This window comes from Rhodococcus sp. MEB032 (genome assembly GCF_030208925.1).
GTDB lineage: Bacteria > Actinomycetota > Actinomycetes > Mycobacteriales > Mycobacteriaceae > Rhodococcus_F > Rhodococcus_F qingshengii.
The window spans coordinates 134,955-152,868 of the sequence record NZ_JARVSY010000024.1; the positions used below are offsets into that span (position 1 = coordinate 134,955).

Annotated in this window: 15 protein-coding genes; 6 read left to right on the top strand and 9 right to left on the bottom strand. The window is 64.1% G+C overall.

All coding sequences use genetic code 11. The features are described 5' to 3' along the window. The first annotated feature begins 724 nt into the window (after positions 1-724). The gene (locus tag QRN54_RS22670) at positions 725-2,260 is read left to right on the top strand and encodes an amino acid permease (RefSeq protein ID WP_003944693.1); all 1,536 of its coding nucleotides are present in this window, start codon (positions 725-727) and stop codon (positions 2,258-2,260) included. Between the two features lie 69 nt (positions 2,261-2,329). Here QRN54_RS22670 and QRN54_RS22675 read toward each other — a convergent pair whose 3' ends face one another. After that, positions 2,330-3,157, bottom strand: a complete 828-nt coding sequence (locus QRN54_RS22675) for a DoxX family protein (protein ID WP_003944742.1) — start codon at positions 3,155-3,157, stop codon at positions 2,330-2,332. Between the two features lie 90 nt (positions 3,158-3,247). Here QRN54_RS22675 and QRN54_RS22680 point away from each other — a divergent pair, with 90 nt between their 5' ends. Continuing rightward, positions 3,248-4,378 (top strand): PQQ-dependent sugar dehydrogenase, encoded by a 1,131-nt coding sequence (locus tag QRN54_RS22680; RefSeq protein ID WP_209921059.1) that lies wholly within the window; start codon positions 3,248-3,250, stop codon positions 4,376-4,378. Positions 4,379-4,505: 127 nt separating this feature from the next. After that, positions 4,506-5,552: an NAD(P)-dependent alcohol dehydrogenase gene (locus QRN54_RS22685; protein ID WP_030535408.1), complete on the top strand. Its 1,047-nt coding sequence runs from the start codon at positions 4,506-4,508 to the stop codon at positions 5,550-5,552. 88 nt (positions 5,553-5,640) lie between these two features. Here QRN54_RS22685 and gatB read toward each other — a convergent pair whose 3' ends face one another. The 4 genes from gatB to QRN54_RS22705 form a co-directional block, all read right to left on the bottom strand. Continuing rightward, positions 5,641-7,152 carry an Asp-tRNA(Asn)/Glu-tRNA(Gln) amidotransferase subunit GatB gene (gene gatB / locus QRN54_RS22690; protein ID WP_285183102.1) on the bottom strand — a complete coding sequence of 504 codons (1,512 nt, stop codon included), beginning with the start codon at positions 7,150-7,152 and terminating at the stop codon, positions 5,641-5,643. A gap of 25 nt (positions 7,153-7,177) precedes the next feature. Further along, on the bottom strand, positions 7,178-8,209 hold the full coding sequence (locus QRN54_RS22695; protein ID WP_019747919.1) for an ATP-dependent 6-phosphofructokinase: 1,032 nt from the start codon (positions 8,207-8,209) through the stop codon (positions 7,178-7,180). 115 nt (positions 8,210-8,324) lie between these two features. After that, positions 8,325-8,987 (bottom strand): response regulator, encoded by a 663-nt coding sequence (locus QRN54_RS22700; RefSeq protein ID WP_007729374.1) that lies wholly within the window; start codon positions 8,985-8,987, stop codon positions 8,325-8,327. 9 nt (positions 8,988-8,996) lie between these two features. Further along, positions 8,997-10,271, bottom strand: coding sequence for a sensor histidine kinase (locus QRN54_RS22705; protein ID WP_285183103.1), 1,275 nt, complete (start codon positions 10,269-10,271; stop codon positions 8,997-8,999). 164 nt (positions 10,272-10,435) lie between these two features. Here QRN54_RS22705 and QRN54_RS22710 point away from each other — a divergent pair, with 164 nt between their 5' ends. Both QRN54_RS22710 and QRN54_RS22715 read left to right on the top strand, forming a co-directional pair. Further along, a complete protein-coding gene (locus QRN54_RS22710; protein WP_030535405.1) occupies positions 10,436-11,110 on the top strand; it encodes a hypothetical protein in 675 nt (224 codons plus the stop codon). Then, positions 11,107-12,495 (top strand): alpha/beta-hydrolase family protein, encoded by a 1,389-nt coding sequence (locus QRN54_RS22715; RefSeq protein WP_285183104.1) that lies wholly within the window; start codon positions 11,107-11,109, stop codon positions 12,493-12,495. The genes QRN54_RS22710 and QRN54_RS22715 overlap by 4 nt, the downstream gene beginning before the upstream one ends. A 57-nt stretch (positions 12,496-12,552) precedes the next feature. Here the strand turns inward: QRN54_RS22715 and gatA are convergent, their stop codons facing one another. Together gatA and gatC are read right to left on the bottom strand one after the other, a co-directional pair. Beyond that, positions 12,553-14,031, bottom strand: a complete 1,479-nt coding sequence (gene gatA / locus QRN54_RS22720) for an Asp-tRNA(Asn)/Glu-tRNA(Gln) amidotransferase subunit GatA (protein WP_030535403.1) — start codon at positions 14,029-14,031, stop codon at positions 12,553-12,555. Next, positions 14,028-14,327, bottom strand: a complete 300-nt coding sequence (gatC, locus tag QRN54_RS22725; RefSeq protein ID WP_003944747.1) for an Asp-tRNA(Asn)/Glu-tRNA(Gln) amidotransferase subunit GatC — start codon at positions 14,325-14,327, stop codon at positions 14,028-14,030. Before gatC ends, gatA begins: the two co-directional genes overlap by 4 nt. A 280-nt stretch (positions 14,328-14,607) precedes the next feature. Between gatC and QRN54_RS22730 the strand changes: the two genes are divergently transcribed. Further along, positions 14,608-15,258: an ACT domain-containing protein gene (locus QRN54_RS22730; protein ID WP_003944719.1), complete on the top strand. Its 651-nt coding sequence runs from the start codon at positions 14,608-14,610 to the stop codon at positions 15,256-15,258. 13 nt (positions 15,259-15,271) lie between these two features. Here QRN54_RS22730 and QRN54_RS22735 read toward each other — a convergent pair whose 3' ends face one another. Next, positions 15,272-15,760, bottom strand: a complete 489-nt coding sequence (locus tag QRN54_RS22735) for a GNAT family N-acetyltransferase (protein WP_058038606.1) — start codon at positions 15,758-15,760, stop codon at positions 15,272-15,274. Between the two features lie 47 nt (positions 15,761-15,807). Next, a complete protein-coding gene (gene ligA / locus QRN54_RS22740; RefSeq protein ID WP_502944071.1) occupies positions 15,808-17,889 on the bottom strand; it encodes an NAD-dependent DNA ligase LigA in 2,082 nt (693 codons plus the stop codon). Positions 17,890-17,914: the final 25 nt, after the last annotated feature.

The following is a 17,914-nucleotide window of genomic DNA, read 5'->3' on the forward strand; positions in this document are numbered from 1 at the left end:
GGGATTTTTTCTGTCAGCGCTCGTGCGGCTCGAGACGCCCGTAGCCGATGTGACAGTCACACAAGGTTTTCGGGCAGCCGCACGTGCGGCAACCAACTCAGCTCCACGAGAATGCTCGCCAACGGGCCACGACAGAGGGTCGACAGAGTCGGGTTCATGTCACCTCGGAGAAGAACGTGGGACCGACTGCGTCCGAACACGCCATACTTCCTCCGGTGTTGTATGAGCTTGAACCACAACCTAATCCGATCATCCCGTCGCCGACACACTCTGCCACGACGCGTGATCGACGCTCGAGTGCATCCAGGTACGCGGTGGTCCTCTCGCCTACCGCCCCGATACGGGTGAAATGGGACGTGCTGGCACAGCGACAGTGCAACTCATCGACAGCAAGACCGACCGACAGGTACCGAATAACCGGGCGACACGCGGAGCACCAACGGAACGATATGAGCTATCAGACATTTCAGACCGAATCGCGCGTCCGGCTCGTGAGCGAATTCACTTGGACGTAGGGTTTCAGACACCAGCTGATCAATTCAGATACATGAGGGGGGATGACTTTCAGTCAGGTGATCATTTCGGTCAGTTCGAGCGAGCCGACTTGCACACGGCGCTCACCAGTGGTTCCCTCATCAGGTCGCTGAGACGCACATCACAACGACGACAGTCAGCCACCGCCCGTCACCCACAAGGTCGACGGGAAACAACCAAGGAGCAATACATGCCCGGAGTCGGCATATGGCGCACCAAATCCGTCGAGCAATCGATCGCGGACACCGACGAGCCTGAGACAAAGCTCAAGAAGGAACTGACCGCGAAGGACCTCACGGTATTCGGAGTCGCCGTCGTCATCGGCGCAGGCATCTTCACGCTGACTGCTCGAACCGCAGGCAATGTCGCAGGACCCTCCATTTCACTGGCATTCGTTCTCGCTGCCATCGCCTGTGGCCTCGCCGCGCTGTGTTACGCGGAGTTCGCCTCCACCGTCCCCGTCGCAGGCAGCGCATACACGTTCTCCTACGCCACGTTCGGGGAGTTCGCCGCCTGGATCATCGGCTGGGACCTCATTCTCGAGTTCGCTCTCGCCTCCGCCGTCGTCGGCAAGGGCTGGTCGCTGTACCTCGGCAACGTCATCGGGGCCAGCGGAAGCACCACCGCCCACATCGGTTCGATCAGCTTCGACTGGGGCGCTCTGCTCATCATCGGCGCGATCACGCTGATCCTCGCGATCGGCACCAAGGTTTCCTCGCGAGTCTCCGCGATCATCACCGCGATCAAGATCGCAGTAGTCCTGCTCGTCATCGTCGTGGGCGCGTTCTACATCAAGAAGGAGAACTACTCCCCCTTCATCCCGCCGTCCGAAGGAACCGAGAGTTCTGCAAGCGGAATCCATCAGACCCTGTTCTCCTGGCTGACCGGCGCAGGCGGAAGTAGCTACGGCGCTTACGGATTGCTCGCCGCAGCCAGCCTCGTGTTCTTTGCCTTCATCGGTTTCGACGTCGTCGCCACCACCGCCGAGGAAACCAAGAACCCGCAGAAGTCGTTGCCGCGAGGAATCTTCGGCTCGCTCGCCATCGTCACGGTTCTCTACGTTGCCGTCACGCTCGTACTGACCGGCATGGTCAAGTACACCGAACTCAAGGACGGCAGTCCGTTGGTCGGCGATTCCAGCGCCACCCTCGCAACCGCATTCGAGGCCAACGGCATTGGTTGGGCACAAACCGCCATCAACTTCGGTGGCCTGGCCGGCCTCACGACAGTTGTCATGGTCATGATGCTCGGCCAGACCCGCGTCCTCTTCGCCATGTCCCGTGACGGCCTCATGCCGCGCAGCCTGGCCAAGACCAACGCCAAGGGCATCCCGATGCGCATCACGTTGATCGTCGGTGGCATCGTTGCCGTCCTGGCAGCGTTCTTCCCAATGGGCACGCTCGAAGAGATGGTCAACATCGGAACGCTGTTCGCCTTCGTCCTGGTTTGTGTCGGTGTCATCGTCCTTCGCCGCACCCGCCCCGACCTGCCGCGCGGATTCCGCGTCCCGCTGGTGCCGTTCGTTCCGATCGTCGCCGTGCTCGCCTGCGGTTGGCTGATGCTCAACCTCTCGGTCGAGACCTGGATCCGGTTCCTCGTCTGGATGGCCATCGGTGTGCTCGTGTACTTCGCCTACGGTCACCGCAAGTCGGTCCTCGGTCGCAAACTCAAGGACGGAACCGCCATCCCGTCCGCGAACGCCGACCCGGTACTCGTCAAGGACTGATCCTTCATAAACGAACCGCCGCTCTCCGATTCGGAGAGCGGCGGTTCGTTTTGTTCGACGGCGCGAGTATCAGATGAGCGGATTGGCACCGTTCAGGAAGATCCAGGTGCAGACGCCGGCAGCGATACCGAGGATCAAAACCACGAGCGATCCGATAAACGGACGAGTTGCCCAGCCACGACGACCGTCGAGCGCAATACGACCTGGTCCCGTCAAAATGATGACGCCCGCACAGATTCCGAGCAGCATCTCGTACTCGGTCCCGGCCGGGGCGAAGTACTCCAGGCCGGGTGCGCTCGCCTGACGCAGCGCCCACGCATTGATCATCACCGCCAGAACCGACGCTGCCGCAACGGGAGTCAGCAACCCGAGGATCAGGAGGGCGCCACCTGCGACTTCACCGACGGCGCCGAGTATCGCCATCCACTTCGCCTGCTGGAACCCGGCGTCCGCCAGCATCGACTCGAACCCGTTCAGCCCCGGCCCGTTCCAGATACCGGTCAACTTCTGCAGACCGTGCACCAACGCAGTTCCACCGACGGCCAATCGCAGTGCAAGCAACCCGAGGTCGAGAGTGCCTCGGCCCCGCGGAGACTCAGTTGTACCTGCCACGGCTTCGGCGGTGGGGACGGCGGCGATCGGAGCGTCGTACGCCGTCTCACGCTCGAGAGCCACGGTCGGCTGATCCGCGCCAGGTGCTCGGTATGTCGGTATCTGTTCGGTCAGGGAGTTGGCGTTCGTGGAACCGAAATCGAGATCGTCGTCGGTCCGCGGCAACGGATTCTTGGCGCTCACCGTCGGAAATTGTTCGGTGGGCGAATCATACGGACTGGACACATTGCCCGTCGGCTTGTCCGCATCCGACAACTCGCTGGGATCTTTTCGCTCGTCAGTCACGTAGGTGAGCCTATGACCGATTCACGAACTCGACGGGGAACCTTGGTCCGGCGTGGCGGCATCTGCCGTGCATTACGTAACGTCTTGGGCATGACTACGGGTAGGCATGCAGCGCTGGGCGCACTGGCGCTGGTGCTCGGGACATCGTTGCTCGCAGGTTGCGCCGACTTCGACGAATCGACTGCCTCGCCGTTCACACCCGAACCGACCAACCAGGCCAGCGCGGAAGTGCAGCCGGAGAACCCGCCGCCGTCGACCACGCCGCCGGCGCCGCGGACCGGCCCCCTCGGACCGTGTCAGGATGCCGACACCGCCGTGATCGCAACCTGTCTCGACACCACGGGTGGGCTCGTCACACTCCCGGATGGGAACTCCGGACTGGTCGCCGAACGGCGGACCGGCCGGATCATGCAGGTAGCTCCCAACACGACACCGGTCGAGGTAGCCAAGATCGACGTCGACGGCAGCGGTGACGGCGGCCTGCTCGACATCGCACTCTCCCCCACGTTTGTCGAAGACAACCTGATCTATGCCTACGTCACCACCGGAACGGACAACCGGGTGGTCCGCATCGCTCCGGGTGACACCGCCAAGGAAGTACTCGGTGGAATCCCGCGCGGCGCGAGCGGCAACGGCGGGTCACTGGAGTTCGCGGCCCCGGACCAGCTCATGGTTCTGACAGGCGATACCGGAAACCCCGCGGTTGCTCAGGATCCCGCCTCGTTGGCGGGGAAACTCTTGCGGGTCCGATCGCTGACACCCAACGCTGCGCCGCCTCGCCCGGAAGTTGTTCTGTCCGGAATCGGAAACGGCGGCGGCGTGTGCGTCGATCCGGGAATCGCGACGTGGGTCACGGACCGAACCACTCTCGAGGATCGCCTCCAACGCGTCGGCGCCGACGGCACGGTGACATCCCCCGCGTGGACGTGGCCCGACCGACCCGGAGTCGGCGGGTGCATCGCGGCGCAGGGAGTGGTAGCTGTCGCGCTGGGGGCCGGCAAAGCGATCTCGGCGCTGGCCGCAGATCCAGGAACAGGAGCAGTTACGACCGCGCCGTCGGCAGTGGCGAAAGACACGTACGGCCAGCTGGGCGGTTTGGCACTCGGATCCGACGGTTTGATGTGGGCGAGCACGATAAACAAATCCGCGGGCGAGCCGGGTCCGAACGACGACAAGGTGGTCAAGATCCCGATGCCGAGTGGCAGCGGCGGGATCGACTGAGCCGCCATGTCTGTTCGGTCACGGATCCCGTGACCGAACATGCACAGATGCGTACTCTTTTGTTAGCGGGGCTAAACACCACGCATTTGCCAGGACCGGTTGGCCCAACCACGACAAAGGAGTCGGTATGAAGGCAATCCAGTACACGAGAATCGGCGCAGAACCCGAACTCACGGAGATTCCCAAACCCGAGCCCGGTCCAGGTGAAGTGCTCCTGGAAGTCACCGCTGCCGGCGTCTGCCACTCGGACGACTTCATCATGAGCCTGCCCGAGGAGCAGTACACCTACGGCCTTCCTCTCACGCTCGGCCACGAGGGCGCCGGCCGGGTCGCCGCCGTCGGCGAGGGCGTCGAAGGACTCGACATCGGAACCAATGTCGTCGTCTACGGACCCTGGGGCTGTGGCAGCTGTTGGCACTGCTCGCAAGGACTCGAAAACTACTGTTCTCGGGCAAAAGAACTCGGCATCAATCCTCCTGGTCTCGGTGCACCCGGCGCGTTGGCCGAATTCATGATCGTCGATTCACCTCGCCACCTCGTCCCGATCGGCGACCTCGACCCGGTCAAGACGGTGCCACTGACCGACGCCGGTCTGACGCCGTACCACGCGATCAAGCGTTCACTGCCGAAACTTCGCGGTGGCTCGTACGCCGTCGTCATCGGTACCGGCGGTCTCGGCCATGTCGCCATCCAACTCCTCCGCCACCTCTCGGCAGCAACCGTCATCGCACTCGACGTGAGCGCGGACAAGCTCGAACTGGCAACCAAGGTAGGCGCTCACGAAGTGGTTCTGTCCGACAAGGACGCGGCCGAGAACGTCCGCAGTATCACCGGAAGTCAGGGCGCCGCACTGGTTCTCGACTTCGTCGGCTATCAGCCCACCATCGACACCGCGATGGCTGTCGCCGGCGTCGGATCGGACGTCACCATCGTCGGGATCGGCGACGGGCAGGCCCATGCCAAAGTCGGGTTCTTCCAAAGTCCTTACGAGGCTTCGGTGACAGTTCCGTACTGGGGTGCCCGCAACGAGCTGATCGAATTGATCGACCTGGCGCACGCCGGCATCTTCGACATCGCGGTGGAGACCTTCAGTCTCGACAACGGCGCCGAAGCGTATCGACGACTGGCCGCCGGAACGCTCAGCGGCCGCGCGGTTGTGGTCCCTGGTCTGTAGACCGACAGCGGCAAAACGACAGCGAAAAACACTGATGCCCGGCCGAATTCGATTCGGCCGGGCATCAGTGTCAGAAATTCAGTGTGCGCTAGCTGCACGCCTCGATGACAAGTTCCTTCACACGAGCCGCGTCTGCCTGTCCACGAGTGGCCTTCATGACATCGCCGACGATCTTTCCGGCGGCCTGCACCTTGCCACTGCGAATCTTGTCCGCGATGTCGGGGTTCGCTGCGAGCGCTTCGTCGACGGCTGCCTTGAGCTTGGTTTCGTCACGTTCGACGACCAACTCCGGGTGGGCCGCGACAACCTGCTCCGGGTCACCCTCGCCGTCGAGGACGTGATCGACGACCTGGCGAGCCACTTTGTTGTTGAGCTTGCCGCTGTCGATGAGAGCTACGACCTGCGCAACCTGCGCCGGGGTGATCGGCAGAGCACCGAGTTCGACGCCACGGGTGTTCGCCTGCTGTGACAGGTAGGACAGCCACCAGGAGCGCGCTGCCTCGGGCGAAGCACCGGCCTCGGTGGTCGCGATCACCAGATCGATGGCACCGGCATTGACGAGGTCGCGCATGACCTCGTCGGAGATTCTCCAGTCCTTCTGGATCCGCGCACGGCGAATCCAGGGAAGCTCCGGCAAGGTACCGCGCAGTTCTTCGACCCACTCGGCGCTCGGAGCGACGGGCTCGAGATCCGGTTCCGGGAAGTAGCGGTAGTCCTCGGCCGTTTCCTTCCGGCGTCCCGCTGCGGTGGTGCCGTCGCCTTCCTGGAAATGGCGGGTCTCCTGGATGACCTCACCGCCGGCGTCGAGAACTGCTGCCTGACGGCGCATTTCGTAGCGAACTGCGACCTCGACGCTCTTGAGGGAGTTGACGTTCTTGGTCTCGGTGCGGGTCCCCAGTTCGGTGGAACCGATCGGCATGAGGGAGATGTTGGCGTCGCAGCGCATCGATCCCTGATCCATGCGGACGTCGGAGACGTCGAGGGACTTCAGCAGATCACGAAGCGCCGTGACGTACGCGCGAGCAACCTCGGGGGCGCGCTCACCGGCACCGTGGATGGTCTTGGTGACGATCTCCACCAAGGGAACGCCCGCACGGTTGTAGTCGAGCAGCGAATGGCTGGCACCGTGGATACGACCGGTAGCGCCACCCACGTGGAGGGACTTACCGGTGTCCTCCTCCATGTGGGCGCGCTCGATCTCGACGCGCCACGTCGTGCCGTCGTCGAGGATCACGTCGAGGTAACCCTCGGTTGCGATCGGCTCGTCGTACTGGGAGATCTGGTAGTTCTTCGGCTGATCCGGGTAGAAGTAGTTCTTGCGTGCGAATCGGCCCCACGGCGTGATGGAGCAGTTGAGCGCAAGGCCGATCCGGATCGCGGACTCGACAGCGGCTGCGTTCACCACCGGCAACGAACCGGGCATGCCCAGACAGACCGGGCACACCTGGGTATTGGGTTCGGCACCGAACTCGGTGGGGCACGGGCAGAACATCTTGGTCGCGGTGCCGAGTTCTACGTGCACCTCCATACCCATCACAGGCTCGTACTTGGTCAGTACTTCGTCGTAATCGAGGATGTCGGGCGCATCGACAGCAGTCATGGTGATCAGTTTATGCGTCTGCGGCTCAGCCGAAGAATGCGGCTGCCTCCTCGTAGCGCTCCTTGGGCACCGTCTTGAGTTTGCGGGTCGCCTCGGCGAGCGGAACGAGGTCGATGGACGTTCCGTGCAACGCGACCATCTGACCGAAATCTCCGCGGTGAGCTGCGTCGGTGGCATGAACGCCGAAGCGAGTGGCGAGGATGCGGTCGTGCGGCGTCGGGGTGCCACCGCGCTGAATGTGCCCGAGGACGGTGGTGCGAACTTCCTTGCCGATCCGGCGCTCGATCTCGTTTCCGAGCTGCTGCGCGACACCGGTGAAGATCTTGTGGCCGAACTCGTCTATGCCACCTTCGCGCAGGGTCATCGACGCGGGATCGGGCATCGCACCTTCAGCCACGACGCAGATGAAGTGGGAGTCGCCACGCTGGAAGCGCTTCTTGACCATCGCGCACACCTCGTCGACGTCGAACGGCTGTTCCGGAACCAGAGTCAGGTGTGCCCCCGACGCCAGTCCGGCCTGCAGCGCGATCCAGCCCGCATGCCGGCCCATGACCTCGACGAGCATGACGCGCTGGTGCGATTCGGCCGTTGTATGGAGCCTGTCGATGGCGTCGGTGGCGACAGCCAAGGCGGTGTCGAAACCGAAAGTCACGTCAGTGCAATCGATGTCGTTGTCGATCGTCTTGGGCACACCGATCACGGGTACGCCGCTCTCGGAAAGCCAACTGGCCGCGGTGAGAGTGCCTTCGCCGCCGATCGGGATCAGGACGTCGATCCCGTTGTCGTCGAGAGTCTGCTTGATCTGATCGAGGCCCGCACGGAGTTTGTCGGGGTTCACGCGAGCGGTGCCGAGGATCGTGCCACCGCGGGTGAGGATGCGGTTGATGCGGTCATCGGAGTCGAGCGGGACCTTGCGGTCCTCGAGCAATCCTCGCCAGCCGTCCCGGAATCCGACCACGGTACTGCCGTAACGACCGGCCGACGTACGTACGACGGCGCGGATGACCGCGTTCAAGCCCGGGCAGTCGCCGCCGCCCGTGAGGATTCCGATTCGCATAGTGCAGCACCTCTCGTGACCGGATTGTGGATCTTGGTGTCCATCTTCCCCCAGTCACGGTATTGCCGCAGGATAGCGGCGTTGCCGAGCCGCAACGCCGCGCCGCACGGGACCCCTAACCTGGCGTGACGAGCCCGCTTTCGTACGCCAACACGACTGCCTGGGCGCGATCGCGCAGATCGAGCTTCGACAGCACCTTCCCGACATGGGTCTTGACGGTCTGCTCGGCGACGAACAGCCGCTCGGCGATCTCGACGTTGGACAATCCGCGGGCGATCAGTTCGAGTACCTCGCGCTCACGCGGGGTCAGGGCGTCCAGCGCTGCGGGCCGTGCGCGCGGGGCCGCCCGCCGGCTGGTCACATCGGCAATCAGACGCCGAGTCACCGTCGGCGCCAGCAAGGCCTGCCCTTCGGCAACGACGCGTACCGCCCGAATCAGCTCCTCAGCCGGTGCGTCCTTGAGCATGAAACCGCTCGCCCCGACGCTCAGTGCCTCGTAGACGTAGTCGTCGATGTCGAAAGTGGTGAGCATGAGGACTCGCACCGGTGGTTCCCATCCGGCGGACAGAATCTGGCGGGCAGCGTCGAGTCCGTTCATCTCGGGCATGCGAACATCCATCAAGACCACATCCGGACGCAATCGCGCGACCTCGGCGACGGCGATCTTGCCGTCCGGCGCATCGCCGATCACACTGATGTCGGGCTGGGCGGAGAGTAGGGCTCCGAACCCTTGTCGAACCATCGCCTGGTCATCTGCGATGAATACTGTGATGGGCACTCGGACAGCCTAGGCGGGCATCGACGGCAACTCGGCCCGGACCTCGAACCCTCCGTCCTGTCGCCGGTTTGCCAGCAGCATGCCGCCCACCGCCGAAGCCCGCTCTCGCATTCCGCGGATTCCGTTGCCACCAGTGGTTTCCGACGCCGAGTGCTGATTGCCACCCAATGGCGAAGGTCCGTTGTTCACGAGCGCGCTCACCGATTGCGGACCGAAGGCCACGGCGACATCGATGGGTCCGCCTGGCGAATGCCTGGCCGCGTTGGTGATCGACTCCTGAATGATCCGGTAGAGCGCAAGGCCCGTGGATTCCGAGACCGACGCTCGATCGCCGTCGACTCGCCACGATACCGGCAAACCGGCACGGGTACTGCCGAGCAACAGTTCGTCCAACTGGTCGACGCCCGGTTGTGGAGCCGTCACCACGGTGTCCCCGTCGCTGCGCAGGACTCCGAGGAGGCCACGGATCTCGTTGAGCGCTGCTCGCCCTGTCTCACTTATCGATTCGAATTCGGTTCGGATCTCCGGAGTGACTGCATCGAGTCTGTACGGCGCACTCTGAGCTTGCACGACCACCATCGACATGTGGTGGGCCACGATGTCGTGCAAGTCGCGGGCGATCCGCGCCTTCTCCTCGAGGATCGTGCGCCGTGTGCGCTCGAGCTCACTGACTTCCTCCTGCTTGGCCAACTGGCGGCGCGAGAGAACCAACCAGCGGATCAACAGGCAGAAGACGACCAGGGCACTCAGCCCGACAGCCCAACCGGCGCCGTCGCTTCCCGGGGCGTTGCCGAGAAAGAGCAGCACTGTGGCGATCCAGGCGACACCGACAACCTGAATGGGCGCCCGCAGACTCACTGCGGCCAGCAACGACATCAGCACGATGATGTGGACGACCTGCCACGGGTAGTCGTAACCGGGAGTGTTGTCGAACACCAACGGGATGATCAACGCCGAGACCGCCGACACCGCCCACCCCAACGGAGCGTTGATCCGGATCAGGACGAACGGAAATGCAGCCAACGCGGCGACGAAGGGCATGATCGGCGGCGAAACATGATGCGTCAGTTGCAGTGTCGGCCAGGCAATCGAATAGAGGATCAGAGTGATCGCTACGATGACGATGTTCCAGAACTGACCGCGGGCCACGAAACTGGTTGCCCGACGCACTTTCTCCGAATGAACGACCGCCCCGTCGAGGCCGGACAGCATCGACCCGGCGGTGGCGTATGTCGGCGCGGGCACATCCGGTGCACCCTTGTTCTTCCTACGGACCTTGATCACTCGTCAAGCCTATGAAGGCGAACCCCGAAAGTCCTCATACTGCAGAGTGAGATCCCCCTACCTCCGAGGTATCACAGGGGAGGGAATTCTCACCCGAATGCGCGTCGGAGAACCCCTCCACAGAGCGATGACCGTCAGGATTGTCCGTTCATAGCGTGAACGGCATGCGGATCACACGGGTGAAAGACCTCTCTCGAAGCGCCGGCACCTGGGCTGCCCTGGCGCTGGCTGCAACGGCAGCGATCACTGTCACTGCCGGAGCGAGCGGAGCCCAGTCGCCCCGCACCGAGAATTCGAACGCATCCAGGGCGATCGCCACCGTGACTACTGCGGATGCCGCTGACGCTGCGACCACCATCCCGGCGGACTTTGCGGCATTCGCCGGTTACACCCCCGCCGTCGTCGACGGATACCTCGCCAATCCCCACGGCGACTGCTCGTCGCCGGTCCCACTTCCCGACGAATTCGACTCGGCCTGCAAAGCGCACGATCTCGGCTACGACCTACTCCGCTACGCGCATTCGCACGGAACGGAACTGGGGCCGTGGGCACGTCAGGTCCTCGACGGTCAGCTCGACCAGCGAATGCATGCCGCGTGTGAAGACCGCACGTCCTTTCTCTCACGAGGGTATTGCTTCGCGATGGCCGATGTAGCCGTCACGGCTGTGAACGGAAATTCTTGGCGCCAAAGCTATCTGACGCCGGTCGCCGAATCGGGATTCGGTTACGGCACGGCCGGTGTTCTGGCAGTCTCCGCCTTCGGCTTCACCCTGATGCGATCGCGGCGCCTCGACCCGTCGAACGAGTTCTCCTACTCCCCGAAAGCGATTGCAGCATGAGCGTTCTGAATGCGTCACGGACCCCCGTCCTCGCCCGAGTCGGGGCGCTCGCACTCCCCCGTGTGTCCACGAGCGTCGCCGTGGCAGCGATGTCCGCCATCTCGCTGGCTCCCGGACTCCTGCCGCGATCAGCCGTACTACAAGGGGTGTTCAGCGGTCTGCTCGTCGCGGCCGGACTACTGGCGATGTGGGCGTTCTCCGCGGTAGCCCGTCGGCTCGTCCCCGACCGGGTCAAGGCCCGATTCGACGAACGTCATTGGCGCATCACCGCGTTCGGGTTGTCGACTGCCGGCACCGCAGTTGCGATGTTCGCCGCCGCCGGTTGGCAGAACTCGTTGCGAGCGGCAATGGGCGCACCGTCTGCCGGACTTCTCCACTGGGCGGAGGCGGGTTGCATTGCAGCACTGACCGCACTTGGTCTCTGGGGCATCGGGATCGGAATTTCGAAGGCGCTGCGGTGGATGGGTTTCGCGCGGAGCGTCGGCGCACTGGTCATGGGTGTTCTCGGAGTGCAGTTGGTAGTCGGTCCCGCCGTGTGGAACGGTCTCTCCGATTCGTTCGACAAGTCCAACGCGTACATCGACACCGCTCTGACACAGCCACTTTCGGCCTCCGCGACAGGCAGCTCCGAATCGCTCATCTCGTGGACGTCGATGGGCGCGGAGGGGCGCAAGTTCGTCGCAGCAGGCGAAGACTCGGTGCGCGTCTACGCCGGTTTGGATTCGGCACCCGACACTGCATCACGTGCCGCGCTCGCGGTGAGCGAACTCGATCGCGTCGGCGGCTTTGCCCGCAACAGCGTCGTAGTGGCCGTTCCGACCGGATCAGGGTGGATCGACACGCATGCAGTCGACGGTATCGAGCAACGGTTCGGCGGCGACGTCGCAATAGTCGGGCAGCAATACTCCGACGCACCCAGCTGGGCGACATTCCTGTTCAGCCGCGACGACGCCGAAGAATCGGCAACCGCTCTGTTCACCGCCGTCGGCAGCCACATTGCCGCTATGCCCGCCGAGGATCGACCGGACCTGTTCCTCTACGGACAGAGCCTCGGCGCCGTCGGCGGCAGCGCCGCACTGTCCGAGGGCAGTCCCATCGTCCCGTGCGACGTGTTGTGGGCAGGTCCCCCGGCCGGCGCGACACGGACGGACGGCGCAACCGTCCTAGCGAACACGTCCGACCCGGTGGTGTGGTGGTCGCCTGCCCTCGCGACACAGAAACCGGATCTGAGCCGTGCCGTGCAAGATGCACCGATCCCGCAGTGGATCCCGGGTGTCACGTTCTTGCAGACCACCGTCGACATGCTCGGTTCTCTCGGTGTCCCCGCCGGTCACGGCCATCGCTACGGAACCGATCAGGGGACGGCCCTGAGGACTTGCTCCTGAAACTGCTGTGCGCCTTTATTAACCGCGGAGGGTTGATAAAGGCGCACAGCAAACAGGTCAGACTGCAGTCGCGATCGGGCCGCGAGCTGCTTCGTAGGCCGCACCGACACGGTAGAGGCGCTCGTCAGCCATGGCGGGCGCCATGATCTGCAAGCCCACCGGCAGGTTGTCGTCCGCGGACAGACCCGATGGGACCGACATCGCGCAGTGTCCGGCCAGGTTGGTCGGCAGCGTGCACAGATCGGAGAGGTACATGGCCAACGGATCGCCGACCTTCTCCCCCAACTTCCACGGCGTGAACGGGCTGGTCGGCGAGACCAGTACGTCCACCTTCTCGTAGGCCTTGTCGAAATCGCGCGCGATGAGCGTACGAACCTTGAGCGCCGAACCGTAGTAGGCGTCGTAGTAGCCCGAGGACAGTGCGTAGGTACCGATCATGATGCGGCGCTTGACCTCCGGACCGAAACCGGCGGCGCGGGTTGCCGCCATGACCTGGTCGGCACTCATGTTGCCGTCGTCGACACGCAGTCCGTAGCGCATCGCGTCGAAGCGAGCCAGGTTGGACGAGACCTCACTGGGCAGCACCAGGTAGTACGACGCGAGCGCGTGCTCGAAGCTCGGGCACGAGACCTCGACAACCTCGGCACCGAGTGCCTTGAGCTGCTCGACGGCAGCATCGAAGGAAGCGATGACGCCGGGCTGGTAGCTGTCGGAGTGAAGTTCCTTGACCACACCGACTTTGACGCCGCGCAGGTCGCCGTTTGCACCTTCGCGTGCGGCGGCGACGACCGGACGCACGGGGGCGTCGATGGACGTGGAGTCACGCGGATCGTGTCCGGCGATGACCTCGTGCAGCAGAGCGGTGTCGAGCACGGTGCGTCCACAGGGGCCGCCCTGATCGAGCGAGGACGCGCACGCGACGAGTCCGAAGCGCGAGACGGTTCCGTACGTCGGCTTGGTTCCGACTGTCGCGGTGACCGCAGCGGGCTGACGGATCGAACCGCCGGTGTCAGTGCCGATGGCCAGCGGGGCCTGACGGGACGCGAGCGCAGCCGCACTGCCGCCGCCCGAACCACCGGGGATGCGGGTGACGTCCCACGGGTTACGCGTCGGGCCGAAGGCCGAGTTCTCGGTCGAAGAGCCCATCGCGAACTCGTCGAGGTTCGTCTTGCCGAGGATCGGGATGCCGGCAGCGCGCAGCTTGGAGGTCAGAGTCGCGTCGTACGGCGCGACCCAGCCTTCGAGAATCTTCGACGCACAGGTGGTCGGCATGTCCGTCGTGGTGAAGATGTCCTTCAACGCGATCGGAACGCCGGCGAGTGCCGAAGCGGGTTCGTTTCCGCCTGCGAGCGAGTTGTCCACTGCTGCGGCGGCTTCGAGAGCCTGTTCGCCTGCAACGTGCAGGAAGGCGTGGTACTCGGTGTCGACGGCCGCGATGCGGTCGAGATGCGCCTGCGTGACCTCTACCGAGGACACCTCACGCGAGTGGATCTTGCCGGCCAGCTCAGCGGCGTCCAGCGTGGTCAGATCGGTCATTCGCCCTCTCCAAGGATCTGCGGAACCGCAAAGCGATCCTGTTCGACTGCGGGTGCTCCGGACAATGCCTGCTCGGGGGTCAACCCGGGCACGATCACGTCGGGGCGCGTCACGTTGGTGACGGCATTGGGATTCGCCATGGGCGGGACGTCGTCGGCCGCAACCTCGGTGACCACCTTGACGTGGTTGAGAATCGAATCCAACTGACCGGCGAACTCGTCGAGTTCGGCATCGGACAGGGCGAGTCTGGACAGCCGCGCGAGGTGCGCGACCTCGTCACGGGAGATGGCAGGCACCGCGGGGCCCCTTTCGGAAGAGGACGTGAACATTGCCGGTCCAGCCTAGTTGCTCGCCGCGACAGACCTGTAAGCACGCCTGCTGTATCGAACGACGAGCACGCTCACTGTGTCGATCGCCACGCCGGATGCCCGCGGTGTGTTTCGCTCGTGTGACAAGCATGTGCATCCGGCGTGACGCCGCCGCGGCGCCCACCATCGCAGGTTGGGCAAGTGCAAAGATGAGTCAGGCCCGGGTCGACGTGATCCGGGCGAGAACCGATCAGCGAAAGGCACGCACGTGTCGTACCTGCTTCGCGTCCAACTGCCCGATCGACCAGGCAGCCTCGGCGCGCTCGCCGTAGCTCTCGGATCCGTGGGCGCAGACATCCTCTCCCTCGACGTCGTGGAACGAGGTGACGGTTTTGCCATCGACGACCTCGTGGTCGACGTCGAACCGGGCGCGCTGCCCGACACCTTGATCACCGCTGCCGAGCATCTACCGGACGTGCTGGTCGATTCGATCCGCCCCTACGCCGGGATTCTCGACACTCACCGCGAGCTCGAACTCATAGATTCCGTTGCGACGGCCCGAAACGATCGACTACAGGTCCTCGTCGACGGCGCGCCGCGTGTACTGCGAGTCGGCTGGTGCGTCGTCGCGGACATCGGCAAGCACGGTGCGTACCGCGTCGTCGGTAGCGCCGGCGCGCCGGAAACCCACGCCACCGACATTCCGTGGATGCCACTGGACAAGCCCACCGCCCTCGACGGCGAGGCCGACTGGGTTCCGGACGTATGGCGCGACATGAACACCAGCCTCGCTGCCGCACCTCTCGGCTCCGGCAATCGAGTCCTCATGCTCGGTCGTCCCGGTGGGCCCGAATTCCGCCCTTCGGAGATAGCCCGCCTCGGCTACCTCGCAGGAATCGTGGCGACGGTACTGGGTTGACCAGGCTGGCTGATCAGGCCAGGCCGCGAACCATGACGGTCAGTTCCATACCGCGAATCGGCTCCCACGCCCGCTCGGGATCGGGGACGAAACCGTTGCGGTCGTAGATACGACGGGCATCGACCATCTCGGGCTGCGTCGAGATGACCACCGAGTGATCGCCGCGGTCGTAGGCTTCGGCGATCACTGCGCGAACCAATGCGGTTCCGGCGCCCGATCCCCGAGCTTGCGGCGAGACTGCGAGCATGCGGAACTCGAGTTCGCCCTTCTGCGCAACATCCGCGAAGGGCGTGCCGGGTTCTGCGATCGTCAACGAGCCCACGACTTCGTCACCGAGAACCGCAACCAGCACCCGCCCCTGCTCCACCCGAGTTGCGGTGTCGCGCAGGCGCTCCGCGTACGGCGATCCGCCGGTGACAAATCCGCCACCCACGTACGACTGCACAGTCAGCTCCCCGACGGTCTCGAACTCAGCCGGTAGAACTTCACGAATCTCGATCATGGCGTCACTATCGCACCCAGCACACCAATCTCAGAAATCGGACAAAGTCACTCTGATTCGTCCAAATCGGTGGGAGCGACCGCATCCGGGCCATCTTCGAGCAACCGCCGGAAGCCGTCTTCGTCGAGCACCGGCACACCCAATTCGACCGCCTTGACGTGCTTGGAACCGGGCGCTTCACCGACGACGACAAACGCAGTCTTCTTCGAGACCGACCCTGCCGCCTTGCCGCCGCGCACCAGAATCGCTTCCTTCGCCTGATCACGCGAGTAGGTCTCGAGCGAACCGGTGACGACGATCGAGAGACCCTCGAGATTGCGCGGAATCGAATCGTCGCGTTCGTCCTCCATGCGTACTCCGGCCGACGCCCACTTGTCGACGATCTGCTGGTGCCAGTCGACGGAGAACCACTCCACGACGGCGGCGGCGATAGTCGATCCGACGCCGTCGACTGCAGCCAACTCGTCGACCGAAGCTTCCCGAATGCGTTGCAGCGAGCCGAATTCGCCGGCCAACGCCCTCGCGGCAGTGGGTCCGACGTGCCGAATCGACAGTGCCACAAGCACTCTCCACAGCGGCTTGTCCTTTGCCGAATCCAGGTTGGCCAGCAAGCGTTTTCCGTTGGCGGACAGGGATCCCGCATTGGTGCGGAAGATCGGAACTTCGATCAGTTTCTCGGCGTCGAGTGAGAAGAGATCACCCTCGTCACCGATGACCTTCGCCTCCAACAGCCCGGTCGCGGCCTCGTACCCGAGCACCTCGATGTCGAATGCACCGCGCCCCGAGACGTGGAACACGCGCTCGCGCAACTGCGCCGGACAGTACTGCTGATTGGGGCATCGCACGTCGACGTCGCCCTCTTTCGCGGGTGCCAACAACGTGCCGCACTCGGGACAATGCGTCGGCATGACGAACTCCCGCTCGGTACCGTCACGAACGTCTGCCACGGGCCCGAGGACCTCGGGGATAACGTCTCCGGCCTTACGCAACACCACGGTGTCGCCGATCAGCACACCCTTGCGCTTGACCTCGGATCCGTTGTGCAGCGTGGCCAAGGACACAGTGGAACCCGCCACCGTGACGGGTTCCATGTACGCGAACGGCGTCACACGACCCGTACGTCCGACACTGACCCGGATGTCGAGGAGCTTGGTCGTGACCTCTTCCGGCGGGTACTTGTACGCGATAGCCCACCGTGGTGCGCGCGACGTGGTGCCCAGACGTCGATGTAACGACATCTCGTCTACCTTGACCACCAATCCGTCGATCTCGTGCTCGACGTCGTGGCGGTGTTCTCCCCAGTACTTCATCTTCTCGACCACGGCGTCGGCGCCGACCACCCGTGAGGTGTGCGTGGACACCGGCAGACCCCAGGCGGCGAGGGCCACGTAGGCGTCGTACTGCGAGGCCGGCTCGAAACCTTCCATGCGCCCGAACCCGTGGCAGATCATTCCGAGGCGGCGACGCGCGGTGACGGCAGGATTCTTCTGACGCAGGGAGCCCGCCGCGGAGTTGCGCGGATTGGCGAACGGCGCCTTCCCCTCCTCCACCAGGGAGGCATTGAGTGCTGCGAAGTCCTCGAGGCGGAAGAACACCTCGCCACGCACCTCGAGCAGGCTCGGAATCGGGTACTCGTCCGTGGCGGTAAGGCGCTCCGGGATGTCGTTGATCGTCAGAGCGTTGAGCGTGACCAGCTCGCCCGTACGACCGTCACCGCGGGTTGCGGCACGAACGAGTTTGCCGTTCTCGTAGACGAGATTGAGGGCGACACCATCGATTTTCACTTCACAGAGATAGTGCAGTTCCGGCCCGGTTTCCTGCTCTACCTTGGCGATCCATGCTCGGAGCTCCGACTCGTCGAAGACGTTGTCGAGGCTGAGCATCCGCTCGAGGTGGTCGACGGACGTGAAGTCCGTCGCGAATCCGCCACCGACGAGTTGCGTCGGAGAGTCGGGAGTTCGCAGATCCGGGTACTGCTCTTCGAGAGCATTGAGCTGCCCGAGCAATGTGTCGAATGCACCGTCCGAAATGACGGGCGCATCACGAACGTAGTAGCGGAACTGATGCTGGCGTACCTCTTCGGCCAGCTCCGTCCACTGCTCGCGCGCCTCGTTGGGCGCTGGCTGCATTGCATCCGCGGTTTCAGTCACAGCT